This is a genomic window from Streptomyces sp. NPDC005574 (assembly GCF_040605435.1).
In the GTDB taxonomy this organism is placed as follows: domain Bacteria; phylum Actinomycetota; class Actinomycetes; order Streptomycetales; family Streptomycetaceae; genus Streptomyces.
The window spans coordinates 1-15891 of record NZ_JBEXCW010000135.1 but is presented as its reverse complement, the minus strand read 5'-3'; the positions used below and the strand labels follow the sequence as shown (position 1 = coordinate 15891).

Genomic DNA, 15891 nt, shown 5'->3' with positions numbered 1-15891 from the left:
CGCAGGCCCGCCACTTCGCCCGTTCCAGTAGGACGCAGCTGCCATCTGTGCCGCCGTCATCGACGACGATCGTCTCGTCCGGACACGGTCGCGGCACCGGCTTCCGGGCTTCGGCGCGCCGCCGGCCGGTGACCTGCCGGTCGACGCCGTTCACACGCGGCGGCCCTGCTCCTCGGGCCGCGTCCCTCAACGTCCGTGTGCGAGCGGCACGGTGAGCCGGTACCCGACTCCGCGCACGGTCTCGATCCACTCGGCGCTGCCGAGCTTGCCGCGCAGGGAACCCACGTGGACGTCGAGGGTACGGGTGGAGCCGAACCAGTTCTCGTCCCAGACGCGGGCCATGATCTCCTGCCGCTTCATCACCGTGCCGGGGTCCTGGATGAGCATGGCGAGCAGGTCGAACTCCTTGCGGGTGATGCGGACTTCCTCGCCGTCCAGGAAGACCTTGCGGATGCGCGGGTCCAGCAGCAGGGGGCCGGCGGTCAGGCGACCGGAGCCGGTGTGGCCGATGTCGAGGGCCATCACCATGACCGACTCGGCGGTGACCGGGTGGCTCCGCGCGCGGGTCTCCGCCTGCGCCGGCGTCAGTGCCCGTGGCCGGAGCGGTGCCGTGCCGAGGTCCGGGGCGAGCGCGCCGTCGGCGGTGGCGGCGACGAGGGCGCTGTCGGTCCACCGCGCGGAACCCGGCGCATCCCCGCCCTCCCGCGTACCCGGGACCGGGGCGCCGTGCGGCGGGGTGCCGGCGAGTGCCCGCTCGTGCCAGGGGCAGGAGCCGGCCCGCCGTAACACCGCCTGCACGCGTGCCATCAGCTCGAACCGGCCGAACGGCTTGGCGACGACGTCGTCGGCGCCCAGATGCAGGGCCAACACGCGGTCCAGCTCGTCGAGTTCGTCGGTCGGTTCGCTCAGTGCGATGACGGGCACGCAGGACCGCTCGCGGATGCGGCGGCACACCTCGTGCCCGGCGAGGTCGGGCAGCGTGAGCCCGAGCAGGACGAGTCGTACGCCGTCCAGCAGGTCGAGGGCGGCGATGCCGCTGTCGGTGCGCTGGGGCGTGTAACCGTGCACGGTCAGGGTCTGCGCGAGGGCCTCGGCCACGCCGTCGTCGTGCTCGACGATCAGAACGCTCTTCATCCGGTGTCTCCCGGCGCTGGTGCCCGCGTACGCGGAGCGGTCCCGCACGATCCTTAAAAAACTGGTCGAACGGTATCTTCTTGGAAGTCTAACAAGTCGGTCGACCGGTTCTCAAGTGACATGGGGCAGGTGTCTCGATCGGGGTACCCGACCATGCCTCCAACGGGGTATCGCAGAGGTACCCGGCAGTGCCCCGACCGGTTCCGAAGACCTGCCGGGCCCTCCGGAGGCGGTACTCTCCGAGCAGCCAAGATCAGTGCAGGGCTGGGGAGTTCGCTGGTCACCAGGGGGTGGCGGGGTGTCGTCACAGGGAAGCGCGCGCAGTGCGGCCGTGGACGTACTGGAACACCGGATGGAGCACGTGCTGAAGTCCTGCGAGGAGAGGGAACTGGACTCCGCGCGGCTGCTCCTGCAGCACGTCATCGGTGAACTGCGGTTATGCGGAAACCAGTTGGACGGTAGGAAAAATGATCGAGGCCGTCCCGGGGGCGGGGCCGGAACCGGACCGCGGCCGGTGGCCGTGACCGAGCGGACGGCGGCCGTCCTGTTCGAGGCGGTGGGCCGGGTGCTGTCCGCCGAACCGGTGGCCGCGCAGGACGGCGTACGGCTGCTGACCCTGCTGCACCGGCACACGGTGTCGGCGGTCTCCTCGGCGGCGGCGCGGGAACTGCACGACGAGGTGGCGGGACGGCTGACGGTGGCACTCAACTGCTTCGAGCTGTACGACCTGCACCGCACGGCCCGGCCCGGCACGGCGCTGGAACGCCTCGACGGAGCACGTGAATCGGTGCGGGAGTCCCTGACGGCGCTACGCGCGGTGATGGCGCAGCTGCGCCGGACCGCGGAGACGAGGGAGACCGGCATGGCGGCGACCGGCATGGCGGCGGCCGGCGCGGCGGGGGCCGTACGGCCGCTGCGCGCCGCACTGCTGCGGGACCTCGACAGGACGGGCGCCGACCCGACGGCCAAGGAGGGGCCCCGGGTGCGGATCGAGGTGCGCGGCGAGGAGTCCCTGTCCGACCCGGCGGCCCGGGAACTCTTCATGATCGTGCGGGAGGCCCAGCGCAACGCCGTACGGCACGCGAAGGCGTCGCGCGTCACGGTGTCGGTCGAGGTGCTGGCCGAACGGATCGAGGCCCGGATCGAGGACGACGGCCACGGGTTCGACCCGCGGGCGGGTCTGTCGTACGGCGGAGGCGGCCTGGTCTCGATGCGGGAACGGACCGAACTCCTGGGCGGCAGCCTCACCGTGGAGTCCGGGCCGGGGACGCGCGCAGGCACGCGGGTCCTGGTGCGGGTGCCGCTGAGAGGAGGACCTCGTGCTGCCCGGTAGACCGGTCCGGATCGTCCTCGCCGACGACCACACGCTGTTCCGCGAGGGCATCGGGGAGATCCTCGCGGCCTCGGGCGGCTTCGAGGTGGTGGGGGAGGCCCACCGCGGGGAGGAGACCTGCCGGGTCACCGCCGAGTCGCGGCCCGACGTGGTGCTCCTGGACGTGGAGATGCCCGGCCCCGGCGTACGGGAGGTGCTGTCGCGCCTGGTCCGGCTGACTCCGCGCCCCCAGGTGGTCGTCCTCACGGTGCACGACGACATCGCGCTGGCGAGGGAACTGCTGGGGCTGGGCGCGGGGGCGTACCTGGTGAAGGGGTCCACGCGGCAGGAGCTGCTGTCGGCGATCCGCAGCGTCACGGTGGAGCGCCGCACCGGTCACGTGGTGCTGTCGCTGTCCCAACAGAGCCTGATCTCCGGCCCGCGGCCGGTCGAGGTCCTGTCGATACGGGAGCGGGAGGTGCTGACGCTCGCGGGCCAGGCGCTGAGCAACTCGCAGATAGCGCGCCGGCTGGCGATCGCCGAGGGCACGGTGAAGCGGCACCTGCGCAACATCTACGGCAAGCTCGGCGCCGTCTCCCGGATGGACGCCGTGAACAAGGCCCAGGCGGCCTCGCTGATCACGCCCCCACCGGCGGGGGAGGACCGCCAGGGCGGGCCGCCCCCGGAGTGACCGAGCGGCCCGGCCCACGGGGGCGGATTCCGGACGTCTGACACGGGGCTGACGGTTGTCTGACACAGCTGCGGAAGTCTGGCGAAGCTCTGAACCGGCGTGTGTTGAAGCGTGCGGGGCGCCTGGCGAGGATGGAGGAAACCACCAGAAGCCACAGGGATTGGGGGGTCCAGGTGCACAGGGTTCAGGAACTTCCGGACAGGCACACAGGCAGGGACTGCGCGACGCGGTGCGGTCGGATCTGCGCCAGGTGCGTCGAGCGGTTGCACGGTGAACTGCGCACCCTGCTGGAGCTGTTCCGTGAGAGCGACCACGCCCTCACGACGACGCGGCCCCGGCTGCGCGAGCGGGTCAGCGGCAGCCGGGACGCGGTCGGCATCGTGCTCGACGAACGGGCCGTGGACATGCGCGCCCGGATGACCGAGGTGCTGGCGTCGTGGGCGCGGCTCGTCGTGGAGGAGCGGGGCAGCGAGGTGCCCCGGCCGCGTGAGCGGGAGGTGACCGACCTGGTGCCGTTCCTGCGGCAGCAGGTGGGGTGGATCTCCGGCCACCCGGCGGCGGTGGACTTCGACGAGGAAGTCCGTGAGCTGCTGGGCGAGTTCGGCGGGCTGTTCGGCCCGGGACAGGCACGCAGGTTCCCGCTGGGCCCGTGCGTGCGACCCGGCTGCGCGGGCACGCTGCACGGAGTCGTCCGCTCGGACGGGGTGACCGACCCGGGCCATGTCTCGTGCGACACGGGACACGCGCTGCCACCGCGGCAGTGGCTGCTGGTGGCGGGCCGGATGGCGGAGGGGGCCGCCTGATGCGGGGCGCGCGCCGACGTACCGTGCCGACCGAGCTGGCGGCTCTGGCGATGGGGGTGTCCGAGGCGACGATCCGCAAGTGGGCGAGCCGAGGAAGGATCACCCGGTACGGCGGCCCGCAGCGAGCGGAGTACGACCTGGACGAACTCCTGGTCCTGACCCACCCGGCACACCCACAACCGCAGCGGCGGTCACAGTCACCGTCACCGTCGAGACAGTCGACGCCGGACCGAGAGAATTCGACCGAGCAAAGCAGAACCGAATAACAGCAATGTGATCACTCGACCAGCAACGCGCACCGGCAAATGCGCGGCCAGCAAACGCACGGCCAGCAAACGCGTAACCAGCAATGCGCAACCATCCAACGCGCGACCACCAACCGGCGACGGGCATCTGCACGGGCCGGAATTCACCAGCACGAGGAAAGCCCCTTGCGGCGCCCGTCTCCAGGACGGCCGCAGGGGGCTTTTTCCCGTCTTGACCGATCGCATGAATCGGTGTCACACTTTTCCCGGCGCCTCCATGCCCTGACGCCCCCACCATGTGGATGATCTCCAGGGCGGCGCAATTCTCCGGATCCGCAACCGAATCCGGATCTGCCCCCGGATCCACATCCACGACCGGTTCCACCTGCGGATCCGGATCCACATCCGCAACCGTCGGCCTTTCCGCGACGGTGCGGATTTTTTTCTGTCTCCTTTTCGCCCCGACCCGAGGAAGTGTGGTCGATGTCTGTTTCTGCCAAGAGCCCTGTCGGTCAGTGGACGGGTGAGGTCGCGCACGACGGTGAGGTGGACGTCTACACCGCCACCTTCGAGCCGGACGGTTCGCTCTCGGTCACCACGAGCAAGAGCACCGGCACCGGCTCCTGGGCCGCCACCGGCGACCAGAGCTTCGACTTCTCCGTCCGCGAGGACTTCAACCCGGACTTCACCCAGATCAGCCCCACCGGCAAGCGAGCCGCCTACATACGGATCGAGTTCTCCGCCGAGCACGACGGCGAGAAGTTCACCGGCGCCGGCAAGGCGATCATCTACGCGGCCGACGACTCCCTGATCTACGCGACCGAGGCCCGCACCGAGGGACGCCGGTTGTCATGACGCAGCCGGAGGCCGCCGAACTGAAGGCCCTGGCCGCGGAGGTGGGCCGACTGTCCGACCTCGCCGCGCTGGGCAAGCTCGTGGACCGCTACCTCGCCAGCCTCGACGAGGGCACCTTCGACGAGACCTGGGCCAGGTCGCTGTTCACCGAGGACGTCGAGATGGCCTTCCCGGTGGGCAGCCACCAGGGCATCGCCGGCGTCGACGGTTTCACCGCGCAGATCATGGCGCGCTGGGGCCGTACGCACCACCACGGCTCCGACAGTTCGGTCGAGGCCGACGGCGACCGGGCCGACCTGACCTGGAGTCTCATCGCCTCCCACGTGCACTTCGCCTCACCCCTGCCCCCCGACCCGTCCGAGTACTTCCAGCTCGGCGGCCGGTTCACGGGCACGGCACGGCGTACGCCCGAGGGCTGGCGCCTCGACAGTCTGCGGCTGCGGATCGTGTGGACCACCGGCTCCGTGCCCAAGGGCGTGACCCGGGTCGACACCAGAACGCTCGACACCCGCGGAAACACCGTATCCACCCCAGTGAAGGAGAACTGACGCATGGCCACCACACTCACCGGCGAGCAGCAGCGGGAACTGGTCGAGAAGGTCTTCCACGAGGGCCTGGACCTCGGTGACCTGTCGGCCGCCGACCGCTACCTGACCGCCGACTTCCGCAACCACGGCAGCCACGACGACTCGATGCGCGGCCCGGAGGCGTTCAAGCACACCATCCGGATCCAGCAGTCCGCGTTCAGCGAGATCAAGTACGAGATCCTCGACTTCATCTCGGACGGCGACAAGGCCGCGATCCGCTGGGTGATGCACGGCAAGCACACCGGCCCGTTCATCGGGATCGCGCCGACGGGTCTCCAGGTCCAGCACCAGGCGATCATCTGGTTCCGCTTCGAGGGCGACAGGATCGCCGAACGCTGGGGTCTGGTGGACAACTTCACCCTCCAGCGCTTCCTCCAGTCGGGCGGCAAGCCGGCCGGCCCGCTCACCCCGGCGGCGGCGAAGCCGGCGGCCTGACGGAGGGACAGCCGCGTAGGGCGGCGAGTGACGTGACGGGGGTGTCCGCCGGCAGCGGCCGGTACGGCCGGAACACCGGTGCGCCGGTGAGCGACCGCTCCGCGCCGCTCCGAGGACGGCACCCCCGTCGCGGCCCCCACCCGGCCGAAGGCACCCGCGCGCACGCTCGCGCACCCGCACGCCCCGGACCACCCCGCGCCCCACCCCGATCCACCCCACCCGCCCCGCAGAAGGAGTGATCGTGCCGATAGACCGCAAGGTGGCCCGCTTCAACCGGCGGTTCGCCAACCACCTCGTGGGCCCGCTGTTCAGCCGGATGCCCGGCTTCGGACGGGTCCACCACCGTGGCCGGAAGTCCGGACGCGAGTTCACCACGCCGGTGAAGCTGTTCCGGCGCGGCGAGGACATCATCATCACGCTGCCGTACGGGCCGGGCTCGGACTGGGTCAAGAACGTGCTGGCGGCGGGCGGTTGCGAGATCACCACGCGCGGTCGCCGGGTCCAGGTCACCCACCCGACGGTGTTCACCGACGACGGTACGACGAAGATGCCGGCGCTCACCCGCCGCATCCTGTCGCGCGTCGACGCGACGGAGTTCATCGCGCTGACGCCGGTGAAGGCGCCGGCGCCGGCGGCCGGCCGATGAACGGTTCCGTGCGGCGGCCGATCGAGGTGGCGCTCGTCGTCGGGTCCGCCCGCGACGGCCGGCTCGCCCCGGACGTCGCGGGCTGGTTCCGGGAGGTGGCCGGCCGGCGCGACGACCTCGCGGTCGACGTCGTGGACGTGGCCGACGCCCTGCTGCCGGCGGACCTCGACCCGGGGCACGCGGCGACCGCCGCGCTGAGGCCCCGGATCGCCGGGGCGGAGGCCTACGTCCTGGTCGTACCGGAGTACAACCGCAGCGTCCCGGGCCCGCTGAAGACGCTCATCGACAGTTTCCAGTCCGAGTGGCTGGCGAAGCCCGTCGGCTTCGTCAGCTACGGACTCAGCATGGCGGGCGGAGTCCGGGCCGTGGAGCACCTGCGGCAGATCTTCGCCGAGTTCCACTGCGTGGGGATGAAGGACATCGTCGCCTTCCCGCGGATCCTCGACCACTACGACGCCGAGGGACGCTTCCCCGCCGACGCCGAGGGCGCGGAGGCCGCCGCCAAGCTCATGCTCGACCAGCTGCTGTGGTGGGCCCGCGCGCTGCGCGAGGCCAAGGCGGTCCGCCCCTACGGAACCTGAGCCGGCCCCGCACCGCCGGCACCCACCCGCGCCCGCATCCCCTGCACCTCCCACCCTCAAGGAGACGCGATGGCAGCTGTATCCGACCCCCTGCCCGACCTGCTGACGGCCCTCCCGGTGGTGATCCTCGCCTGCCGGGCCGGCGCGCAGCTGGTGCGCCGGCTCGGCCAGCCACCGGTGGTCGGCGAGATAGCCGTCGGCATCCTGCTCGGCCCCTCGCTGCTGGGCTGGCTGTGGCCCGACGCGCAGACCTGGCTCTTCCCGCAGTCCGTGCTGCCGTACGTCGGCGCGCTCGGCAACCTCGGCCTGCTCGCCTTCATGTTCCTGGTGGGCCTGGAACTGGACCTGGGCTCGCTGCGCGGCCACAGCCGCACCGCGGTGGTGGTCTCGCAGGTGAGCATCGCGCTGCCGCTGGCCCTCGGCACGCTCCTCGCCCTCGGCATGTACGGCACGTTCGCGCCCGACGGCGTGGACCGGCTGCCGTTCGTGCTGTTCATCGCGGTGTCGATGAGCATCACCGCGTTCCCGGTGCTGGCCCGCATCCTCACCGACCGGGGCCTGTACCGGACCAGGGTCGGTGCGCTGGCCATGGCGTGCGCGGCCGTGGACGACGTGACGGCGTGGTGCCTGCTGGCGGCCGTCGTGGCGGTGACGAAGAGCGACTCGCCCACGGAGGCGCTCACGACGGCCCTGTACGCGGTCGCGTTCACGCTGTTCATGTACTACGCCGTACGTCCGCTGCTGGCCCGCTGGGTGGCGCGGGCGGAGCGGGCGTACGGCGAGAGCGTGGTGCTGGTCGTGCTGTTCAGCGGGCTGTGCCTGAGCGCGCTGGCCACCGACCGGATCGGGGTGCACGCGCTGTTCGGGGCGTTCGTGTTCGGGGTGGTCACACCGCGCGGCAGCCGGGTGGTGGAGGTGACGGCGGCGCGGCTACGGGCCTTCACGGTGCCGGTGCTGCTGCCGCTGTTCTTCGTGAGCACGGGCCTGAAGACGGACATGGCGCTGCTGGCCGGCCAGGGCCGGCAGTGGCTGTGGCTGGGCGCCGTGCTGGCGGTGGCGGTGCTCGGCAAGTGGGGCGGGGGTTCCGTCGCGGCGCGCTTGTCGGGCCAGCGCTGGACCGACGCGATGTCGATCGGCGCGCTCATGAACTGCCGGGGGCTGACCGAGCTGGTGGTGCTGAACATCGGGCTCGGCCTGGGCGTCATCGGCCCCGGGCTGTTCACGATGCTCGTGCTGATGGCCCTGGTCACCACGGCCGCGACCGCGCCCGCGCTGAGTCTGATCCGCCGGCGGGAGGGCGACCTGGAAGCCGTCGATCCGGCCGTGGTGGCGGAGGTTGACGGGACACAGAAATCCGCTCTGCAACCGACGGCGACCCGCTGACCTGCGCTTCTGTCAGCCGAACCATCAGGTAACCCCCTGATGGTTCGGGTCTTGTTAGTTATAGCGCTTGATAGATAAGCGTGTTGACGATACTGTCGAGTGACGCAGAGCACCGAGGGAGACAGCGATGAGCCAGGACTTCAAGAACCTCGACATGACGATGATGTTCGCCATCCACGACGCCCTCCGGCGCGAACTGGAGCGCATCGCGCGGATCACCGCGCGGGTGGACGAGGACCCCCGTCACGTCCTGAGTACCGCCGTCGGCTGGGAGCTGTTCAAGAAGTTCCTGACCATCCACCACACGTCGGAGGACGTCACGGTGTGGCCCGTGATGCAGGAGGCGCTGGCCGGCAGGCCCGCCGAGATCGCCCTGCTCGACGCGATGGAGGCCGAGCACGCGGTGATCGACCCGCTGCTCGCGGACATCGACGCGGCGCTCGCCGACCGCGACTCCGGCGCCGAGCGCCTGGGCGGGCTGGTCGACACGCTGTACACGAGCCTCGGCGCCCACCTGGACCACGAGGAGCGCGACGCCCTCCAGCTCATGGACATCACGCTGAGCCAGGAGCAGTGGGCGGCCTTCAGCGCGGAGCAGCGCACGCGGGTGGGCGAGGACTCCGTCCGCTACCTGCCCTGGCTGCTCGACGACATCGACGCGGCGAAGTTCGCCCACATCCTCGGCAAGATGCCCGAGCCGCTGCGCAACGCCTACGACTCGCAATGGCGAGCGGCGTACGACGCCCTCGACATCTGGGGCACGAGGACCAGCTCGGTCCACTGACCCCTCCCGAACCAGGGCCGCGCCCGGCCTGAGCCGGGTCCCGGGCCCGCCCACGCCTCCGGGGGGTGTTCCGCCCCCGCAGCACCCCCCGGAGCCCTTCCCCGCCCCGGTCACGTCCCCCATCACCAGAGACATCGGAGAGAGCTCATGTCGCTGCAAGACCGAACCGAAGCCGTACCGGAGGCGTCGGCACCGCCCGGACAGGGCGGCAAGCTGGGCCTCGCGCTGCTGGTCATCGCGGCAGCACAGCTGATGCTCGTCCTCGACAACACCATCGTGGCGGTCGCCCTGCCGAGCATGCAGAGCGCGCTCGGGCTGAGCGAGTCCGCCCTCGGCTGGATCGTCACCGCGTACGCCCTGGCCTTCGGCGGACTGCTGCTGGCCGGCGGCCGCGCCGGTGACCTCTTCGGCCGCCGCCGGATGTTCCGGGTCGGCCTGGTCCTGTTCACCGGTGCCTCGCTGCTCGGCGGCCTCGCCGGCAACGGCGAGCTGCTGATCTCGGCCCGCGTGCTGCAGGGCCTGGGCGCCGCCATCGCCGCGCCGACCGCGCTGTCCCTGCTGGCGACGACGTTCCCGGCGGGCCCCGCCCGCAACAAGGCGCTCGGCGTGTACGGCGCGATGGGCGGACTCGGCTCCGTGGTCGGCCTGCTGCTCGGCGGCGCGCTCACCGAGTACCTGAACTGGCGCTGGGTGATGTACGTCAACGTGCCGATCGCCGTCCTGGTCCTGATCGGCACCGGGGTCCTCGTCGAGGGCGAGCGCGAGCGCGGCAAGGTCGACGTGCCGGGCGCGTTCACCGCCACCTTCGGCTTCGGCGCACTCGTCTACGCCATCAACCGAGCCGGCTCGGAGGGCATCGGTGACACCGTCACCCTGGTCGGCCTGGCGGCGGCGGTCGTCCTGCTGGTCGCGTTCGTCCTGATCCAGCGGGCCAGCCGCGCGCCGATGATCCCCGGGAGCGTGCTGGCCGACAAGGGCCGGGCAGGCGCCAACCTGATCATGTTCCTGATGGGGGCGGGCATGCTCGCCACCTTCTACTTCCTCACCCTGTACATGCAGATCGTCAAGGGCTACGAGCCGATGGTCACGGGGCTGGCGTACCTGCCCTTCGCGGTGGGCATCGGTCTCGCGGCCGGCGGTATCGGCCCGCAGCTCCTGGCGAAGCTCTCCGAGCGGACGGTCATCGTGGCCGGTCTGGTCGTGGGGATCGCGGGCATGGTCTGGTTCAGTTTCCTGGCGCCGGGACAGAACGCGCTGGTCGCCCTGCTGCCCGCGCAGCTGGTCTCCGGCCTCGGACTGGGTCTGGTCTTCGTGACGGTCACCGTGATCAGCGTGCGCGGTGTGGCGCCGCAGGACACCGGTGCCGCGTCGGGTCTGGTGAACACCGCCCAGCAGATCGGCGGTGCCATCGGTCTGGCGCTGCTCGCCGCGACCGCGCAGCACATCACCGAGAGCAAGCTGCCGGGCAACGTCTCCGAGGCGCTGACCAGCGGATACTCCTACGGCTTCCTGCTCGGTGCGGGCCTGTACCTGCTGGCCCTGCTGGCCGCCGTGGTGATGATCCCGGCGACGGCCCCGCAGCAGCACTGAGCTACGGCGCACGCGACACCGCGCACCGCACGACGCACGACACGGCGGCCCCGCCCCGGGTGGGGCCGCCGCCGGCGCCCCACCCGCCTGCCCCCTCCGCGAAGCCCTCGGAACCCCCACTCCCGAAAAGAGGCGACCCGAGATGGCACAACCCGAGTCCACGAGCCCCCGGCCCGACCGGCCCGAACCCGGCCCCCGCCCGCTGGGGTTGTGGCATCTGGCCGACCTGGTCACCCCCATGGCCGTGCGGGTGGCCGCGACGCACCGCGTCGCCGACCACATCACCGACGGCCGGGTCACCGCGTACGACATCGCGCGGGCCGAGGGGCTGCGCGTCCAGCCGCTGGAGCGGGTGCTGCGCCACCTGGTCACCGTCGGCGTACTGACCGCGCACGGCGGGTCGTACGGGCTGACGGAGCTGGGCCAGGGCCTGCGCTCCGACCACCCGAGCGGCCAGCTCCAGCTCATCGACCTCAACGGCGCCATCGGGCGCGGCGACCTGTCCCTCGTGGAGCTGCCGCACGTGGTGCGCACCGGCGACCCGGCCTACCCGGTCCGCTACGGCCTGCCCTACTGGGACGACCTGGAGACCGACCCGGACCTCGCGCGGTCCTTCGACCGGGCCATGGCCGACAACGTCGCCCGCGACGCCCGCTCCATCGCCGCCGCCTACGACTGGTCGGCGCTCGGCTTCGTCTACGACCTCGGCGGCGGCAACGGCGTCCTGCTCGCGGGCCTGCTGGCGGCCCACCCGACCCTGCGCGGCGCGGTCGTCGACCTGCCGGGCACCGCCGCGCGAGCGGCCCGTCACCTGCGTGCGGCGGGTCTCGGCGACCGCGCCCAGGTCGTCGGCGCCAGCTTCTTCGAGGAGCTGCCCGCCGGCGGTGGCGGCTACCTCCTCTCCTCCGTCCTGCACAACTGGCCCGACAAGGACGCCCTGCGCATCCTGGAGCGCTGCGCCGCCGCCGTGGCCGGCGGGGACGGCCGCGTGTTCGTGATCGAGGAGACCGCGGAGACCGCCGACACCGGCATGGACCTGCGGATGCTCGCCTACTACGGCGGCCTGGAACGTCCGCTGGACGAGCTCGCCCGGCTGGCCCGGGCCGCGGGTCTGGAAGTTGCCGGGGTGCACCGCGCCGACGGCCAGGCCACCGCCGTCCGGTCGATCGTCGAGCTCGTGCCCGAGGGCCGGGCGCACTGAATCCGGAGGCGGTGCGCGCACCCCCGGGCCGCGCGTACCGCCCGTACGAACTGGCAGGAGGTGCTGTGGTGCGGCGCGAGCGCGCAGGCGTGCGGGGTCCCGTGACGCGGACCGAGGAGATCGCCGAGGTACCGGGCGTTCTGCCGGAGACCCTCACGGACTTCATCAGCTACCTCCTGCGCCGCGTCCACGCGCAGTTCGCCGCGAGCGCCGACGGCACGGGCTCCGACCCGCGGGAGTTCCTGGTCCTGGCCGCGCTCACCGGCCGCGACTGGGAGTCCCAGCTCGACCTGGCCGAACGCCTGGGGATCAACCGCACCGTCATGGTCGCGGTCATCGACCGGCTGGAGGCGCGCGGCGAGGTCCGGCGCACCCGCAACCCCGGCAACCGGCGCCAGTACGTGCTGTCCCTGACGGACCATGGGCGCGGCGCCCTGGAGACCCGGCGCCGGGCGGTGGCCGGGCGCGACGCCCGGCTGACCGCCGTCCTCACACCCGAGGAGCGGACCCGGCTCGACGCCCTGCTCGGCAGGCTCCTCCCGGAGTCGGCGCGGCCGCTGGTGCGGGGCACCGAGTACCTGGTGGCGCAGGCCCACCACCGGCTGCGCAGACACGGCGACGACAAGCTGGCCGGCACCGGCCTGCGGGTGCGCCACTACGGGCCGCTGTCCGCCCTCGACACGTTCGGACCGTGTTCGCAGCAGCGGCTCGCGGAGTACCTCGCCGTGACCGGACCAGCCGTCTCCCAGATGGTGGACGAGCTGGTCAGGGGCGGCCTGGTGCGCCGCGGCCGGGACCCGCGCGACCGGCGCCGGTACGCCCTGGAGCTGACCGGCCCGGGCCGGGACGAACTCCGCGCGGTGGCCGGGGCGGTGGACTCCCTGGCCGCGGACGTGGCGGCCATGCTCGGGCCCGGCGGCGAGGACGAACTCCGGTCGCTGCTGGGAAAGCTGCTGGCCGAAACGCATTCCGGGCCCGCCGGCTCGCTCTCCGATCATTCCGCGGTAGTCAATTCCCCCGCGCAGTAAAGGGGTTGACGCTCCGGCGCGATTCTGTCACGCTTTAGCCAGCGGTTGATTCACGCCTTTTTCAAGGGCTCTCCGGAAAGAAATGGAGGGCCCTTTTCTCATGCACTTTTTCGCTGTGGACCGCACCTGACGAAGGAGACAGCTCATGGTCGCGAAGAGGAACGAAGGCGCGACGGAACCGGCGGAGCCGTCCGGTACGACGGGGCCGGCGGACATAGCCGACGACATGACGTTCGACGTCATCATTCTCGGTTCCGGCCTGGCCGGTTCCGTGACCGGCACGATCATGGCGAAGAACGGTGCCCGGGTCCTGCTGGTCGACGCCGCCGCCCACCCCCGCTTCGCCATCGGTGAGTCGATGACTCCGCAGCTCGTCGAATGGATCCACATCCTCTCCGAGCGCCACGACATCCCCGAACTCAAGAGCCTGGCCAGCGTCCAGCAGTCCACCCGGGACATCGCCCCGACCTTCGGCACCAAGGCGCACTTCGGCTTCATGAAGCACGAGGTGGGCCGGGAACCCGACCCGCGCGAGGCGACCCAGCTGGCCCTGCCCAAGATCTTCCTGCAGAACAGCCACATGTTCCGCCAGGACAGCGACGCCTTCATGTTCCACGTGGCCGTGAAGTACGGCTGCGTGCCCCGGCAGAACTGGCGGGCCGCCGCCGTCGACTTCGACGAGGACGGCGTGACCGTCACCGGCCGCAGCGCCGCCCCCGGCGCGCAGCCCGAGTTCTACCGCGGGAAGTACCTGGTGGACGCGTCCGGCTTCCGCTCGCCGCTCGCCGACAAGTTCGACCTGCGCGACAAGCCGGCCCGTTTCAAGCACCACTCGCGGTCGATGTTCACCCACTACGTCGGCGTCAAGCCCTTCGACGACGTCAGCGGGCACCCCAAGGACCTGCGCCCGCCGGCCGACTGGCACACCGGCACCATGCACCACCTCATCGAGCGCGGCTGGTTCTGGATCATCCCGTTCGACAACCACCCGAAGTCGCGCAACCCGCTGTGCAGCGTGGGCCTGACCATCGACGAGCGCACCTACCCCAAACCGGCGGACCTCACCCCGGAGCAGGAGTTCCAGCAGTTCCTGGACAAGTACCCCGCGGTCAAGCGGCAGTTCGACGGCGCCAGCCGGATCCGGGAGTGGATCTCCACGGACCGGCTGCAGTACTCGTCGAAGCAGACCATCGGTGACCGCTGGTGCCTGATGTCGCACGCGGCCGGCTTCCTCGACCCGCTGTTCTCCCGCGGCCTGTCCAACACCTTCGAGGTCGTCGACGCGCTCACCTCGCGCCTGGTGGCGGCCCTCGGGGACGGGGACTTCTCCGCTGAGCGCTTCGCCTACGTCGAGCGACTGGAGCAGGGCCTGCTCCAGTACAACGACGAGCTGGTCAACAGCTCCTTCATCGCCTTCTCGCACTTCCGGCTCTGGAACGCGGTCTTCCGGGTCTGGGGCTCCTTCATCACCCCCGGCACCATGCGGCTGACGCGCGCCCGCCTCAAGCACCTCCGGGACGGGGACCCGCGCCACTTCCAGGAGCTGGAGGAGACGCGGTACCCGGGTCTGTGGTGGCCGCAGAGCGACCAGTTCAAGATCCTCCTGGAGTCGGCCGCCGAGACCTGCGAGAAGTACGAGGCGGGCGCGCTGACCGGCGACGAGGCCGCCGACGCCGTCTTCAAGCTGCTCGGCGACTCGCCCATCGTCAATCCGGTCTTCGGCTGGAAGGACGAGAACAAACGATTCATCTACCCGTCCACGGCGACCATGGCCCGCTTCCTGTACTGGGCCTCCGTCCAGGCCCCGCCGGAGATGAACAGCGTCGGCCGGGAGTTCCTGCTCGGCATCGTCAAGGCCGGCGCGAAGGTCCGCAAACTTCTCTGAAGCCCGGCGCGCGGCACGTCTTTGAACCCCGTCACGAAAGGGATGCGCATGTCAGCAGCAGCGCGCTCGCTGATTCACACCCACGAGCGACAGCCGATCGAAGCACCGACCCTGCGCCGCGTGTGCGGCCTGTTCACGACCGGCGTCACGGTCATCACCACCGGGCCGGAGGGACGAGCGGAGGGCACGACCGTCAACTCCTTCACCTCCGTGTCGCTGGACCCGCCGCTCGTCCTGTTCTGCCTGCACAAGCAGTCGCGGCTGCACACGGTGCTGGAGGACAGCGGCGGGTTCACCGTGAACTTCCTGTCCGGCCGGCAGGAGAAGCTGGCCCGGTCCTTCGCGGGACGCCGGCCCGAGGGGTTCACCGGCGTGCCGCACCACTTCACCGACGGCGGGCTGCCGGTGCTGACCGAGGCACTGGCGTACCTGACCTGTACGACCGTCGACATCCACGCGGGCGGCGACCACGAGATCGTCGTCGGCGAGGTCGTCGAGCTGGGCGTCCCGGACCACGGCCGGGAGCCGCTGATCTTCTTCGACGGGTCCCTGGGCGCGCTGGAGGCGGCGGCCGGCCGCTTCAACCAGGCGCAGGAGTCCGGGACTCCGGCCAGACGGGCGTCCTGACATGCACAGGGTGCTCATCGCCAACCGTGGCGAAATCGCTGTCCGTGTGGCCCGGGCGTGCCGGGACGCGGGGATCGCGAGTGTGGCCGTATACGCCGATCCGG

The 15891-nt window shown here is 71.3% G+C and carries 18 protein-coding genes; 17 read left to right on the top strand and 1 reads right to left on the bottom strand.

Going from position 1 to position 15891, the window contains the following annotated elements:
* Positions 1–186 precede the first annotated feature (186 nt).
* Positions 187–1134 carry a response regulator transcription factor gene (locus ABZT03_RS39865; RefSeq protein WP_356048527.1) on the bottom strand — a complete coding sequence of 316 codons (948 nt, stop codon included), beginning with the start codon at positions 1132–1134 and terminating at the stop codon, positions 187–189.
* A 331-nt stretch (positions 1135–1465) separates the two neighbouring features.
* On the opposite strand from ABZT03_RS39865, the gene ABZT03_RS39860 reads away from it, so the two are divergent.
* The 17 genes from ABZT03_RS39860 to ABZT03_RS39780 all read left to right on the top strand — a co-directional run.
* Positions 1466–2467, top strand: coding sequence for an ATP-binding protein (locus tag ABZT03_RS39860; RefSeq protein WP_356048525.1), 1002 nt, complete (start codon positions 1466–1468; stop codon positions 2465–2467).
* Positions 2454–3137 (top strand): response regulator transcription factor, encoded by a 684-nt coding sequence (locus ABZT03_RS39855; protein WP_356048523.1) that lies wholly within the window; start codon positions 2454–2456, stop codon positions 3135–3137. Before ABZT03_RS39860 ends, ABZT03_RS39855 begins: the two co-directional genes overlap by 14 nt.
* 263 nt (positions 3138–3400) lie before the next feature.
* The gene (locus tag ABZT03_RS39850) at positions 3401–3940 is read left to right on the top strand and encodes a hypothetical protein (RefSeq protein WP_356048521.1); all 540 of its coding nucleotides are present in this window, start codon (positions 3401–3403) and stop codon (positions 3938–3940) included.
* A complete protein-coding gene (locus ABZT03_RS39845; RefSeq protein WP_356048519.1) occupies positions 3940–4206 on the top strand; it encodes a transcriptional regulator in 267 nt (88 codons plus the stop codon). Before ABZT03_RS39850 ends, ABZT03_RS39845 begins: the two co-directional genes overlap by 1 nt.
* Before the next feature lie 462 nt (positions 4207–4668).
* Positions 4669–5040, top strand: a complete 372-nt coding sequence (locus ABZT03_RS39840; RefSeq protein ID WP_356048517.1) for a dehydrogenase — start codon at positions 4669–4671, stop codon at positions 5038–5040.
* Positions 5037–5588, top strand: a complete 552-nt coding sequence (locus ABZT03_RS39835; protein ID WP_356048515.1) for a nuclear transport factor 2 family protein — start codon at positions 5037–5039, stop codon at positions 5586–5588. The genes ABZT03_RS39840 and ABZT03_RS39835 overlap by 4 nt, the downstream gene beginning before the upstream one ends.
* 3 nt (positions 5589–5591) lie before the next feature.
* The gene (locus tag ABZT03_RS39830) at positions 5592–6062 is read left to right on the top strand and encodes an ester cyclase (RefSeq protein WP_356048514.1); all 471 of its coding nucleotides are present in this window, start codon (positions 5592–5594) and stop codon (positions 6060–6062) included.
* Positions 6063–6303: 241 nt separating this feature from the next.
* Complete coding sequence (locus ABZT03_RS39825; RefSeq protein ID WP_356048512.1) at positions 6304–6708, top strand: nitroreductase family deazaflavin-dependent oxidoreductase; 405 nt, start codon at positions 6304–6306, stop codon at positions 6706–6708.
* Entirely contained in the window at positions 6705–7289 is a 585-nt protein-coding gene (locus ABZT03_RS39820; RefSeq protein WP_356048511.1) for an NAD(P)H-dependent oxidoreductase, read from the top strand. The genes ABZT03_RS39825 and ABZT03_RS39820 overlap by 4 nt, the downstream gene beginning before the upstream one ends.
* 69 nt (positions 7290–7358) lie before the next feature.
* The gene (locus ABZT03_RS39815; protein WP_356048510.1) at positions 7359–8672 is read left to right on the top strand and encodes a cation:proton antiporter; all 1314 of its coding nucleotides are present in this window, start codon (positions 7359–7361) and stop codon (positions 8670–8672) included.
* A 127-nt stretch (positions 8673–8799) separates the two neighbouring features.
* Positions 8800–9456, top strand: coding sequence for a hemerythrin domain-containing protein (locus ABZT03_RS39810; protein WP_356048508.1), 657 nt, complete (start codon positions 8800–8802; stop codon positions 9454–9456).
* A gap of 147 nt (positions 9457–9603) precedes the next feature.
* Positions 9604–11046 (top strand): MFS transporter, encoded by a 1443-nt coding sequence (locus ABZT03_RS39805; RefSeq protein WP_356048506.1) that lies wholly within the window; start codon positions 9604–9606, stop codon positions 11044–11046.
* A 142-nt stretch (positions 11047–11188) separates the two neighbouring features.
* On the top strand, positions 11189–12247 hold the full coding sequence (locus ABZT03_RS39800) for a methyltransferase (RefSeq protein ID WP_356048504.1): 1059 nt from the start codon (positions 11189–11191) through the stop codon (positions 12245–12247).
* Between the two features lie 101 nt (positions 12248–12348).
* A complete protein-coding gene (locus ABZT03_RS39795) occupies positions 12349–13275 on the top strand; it encodes a MarR family winged helix-turn-helix transcriptional regulator (protein WP_356048503.1) in 927 nt (308 codons plus the stop codon).
* A 226-nt stretch (positions 13276–13501) separates the two neighbouring features.
* Positions 13502–15160: an FAD-dependent monooxygenase gene (locus ABZT03_RS39790; RefSeq protein WP_356048531.1), complete on the top strand. Its 1659-nt coding sequence runs from the start codon at positions 13502–13504 to the stop codon at positions 15158–15160.
* 48 nt (positions 15161–15208) lie between these two features.
* Positions 15209–15787, top strand: coding sequence for a flavin reductase family protein (locus tag ABZT03_RS39785; RefSeq protein ID WP_356048502.1), 579 nt, complete (start codon positions 15209–15211; stop codon positions 15785–15787).
* A 1-nt stretch (position 15788) separates the two neighbouring features.
* The coding region (locus ABZT03_RS39780; protein ID WP_356048529.1) for a biotin carboxylase N-terminal domain-containing protein at positions 15789–15891 on the top strand (103 nt) is incomplete at its 3' end.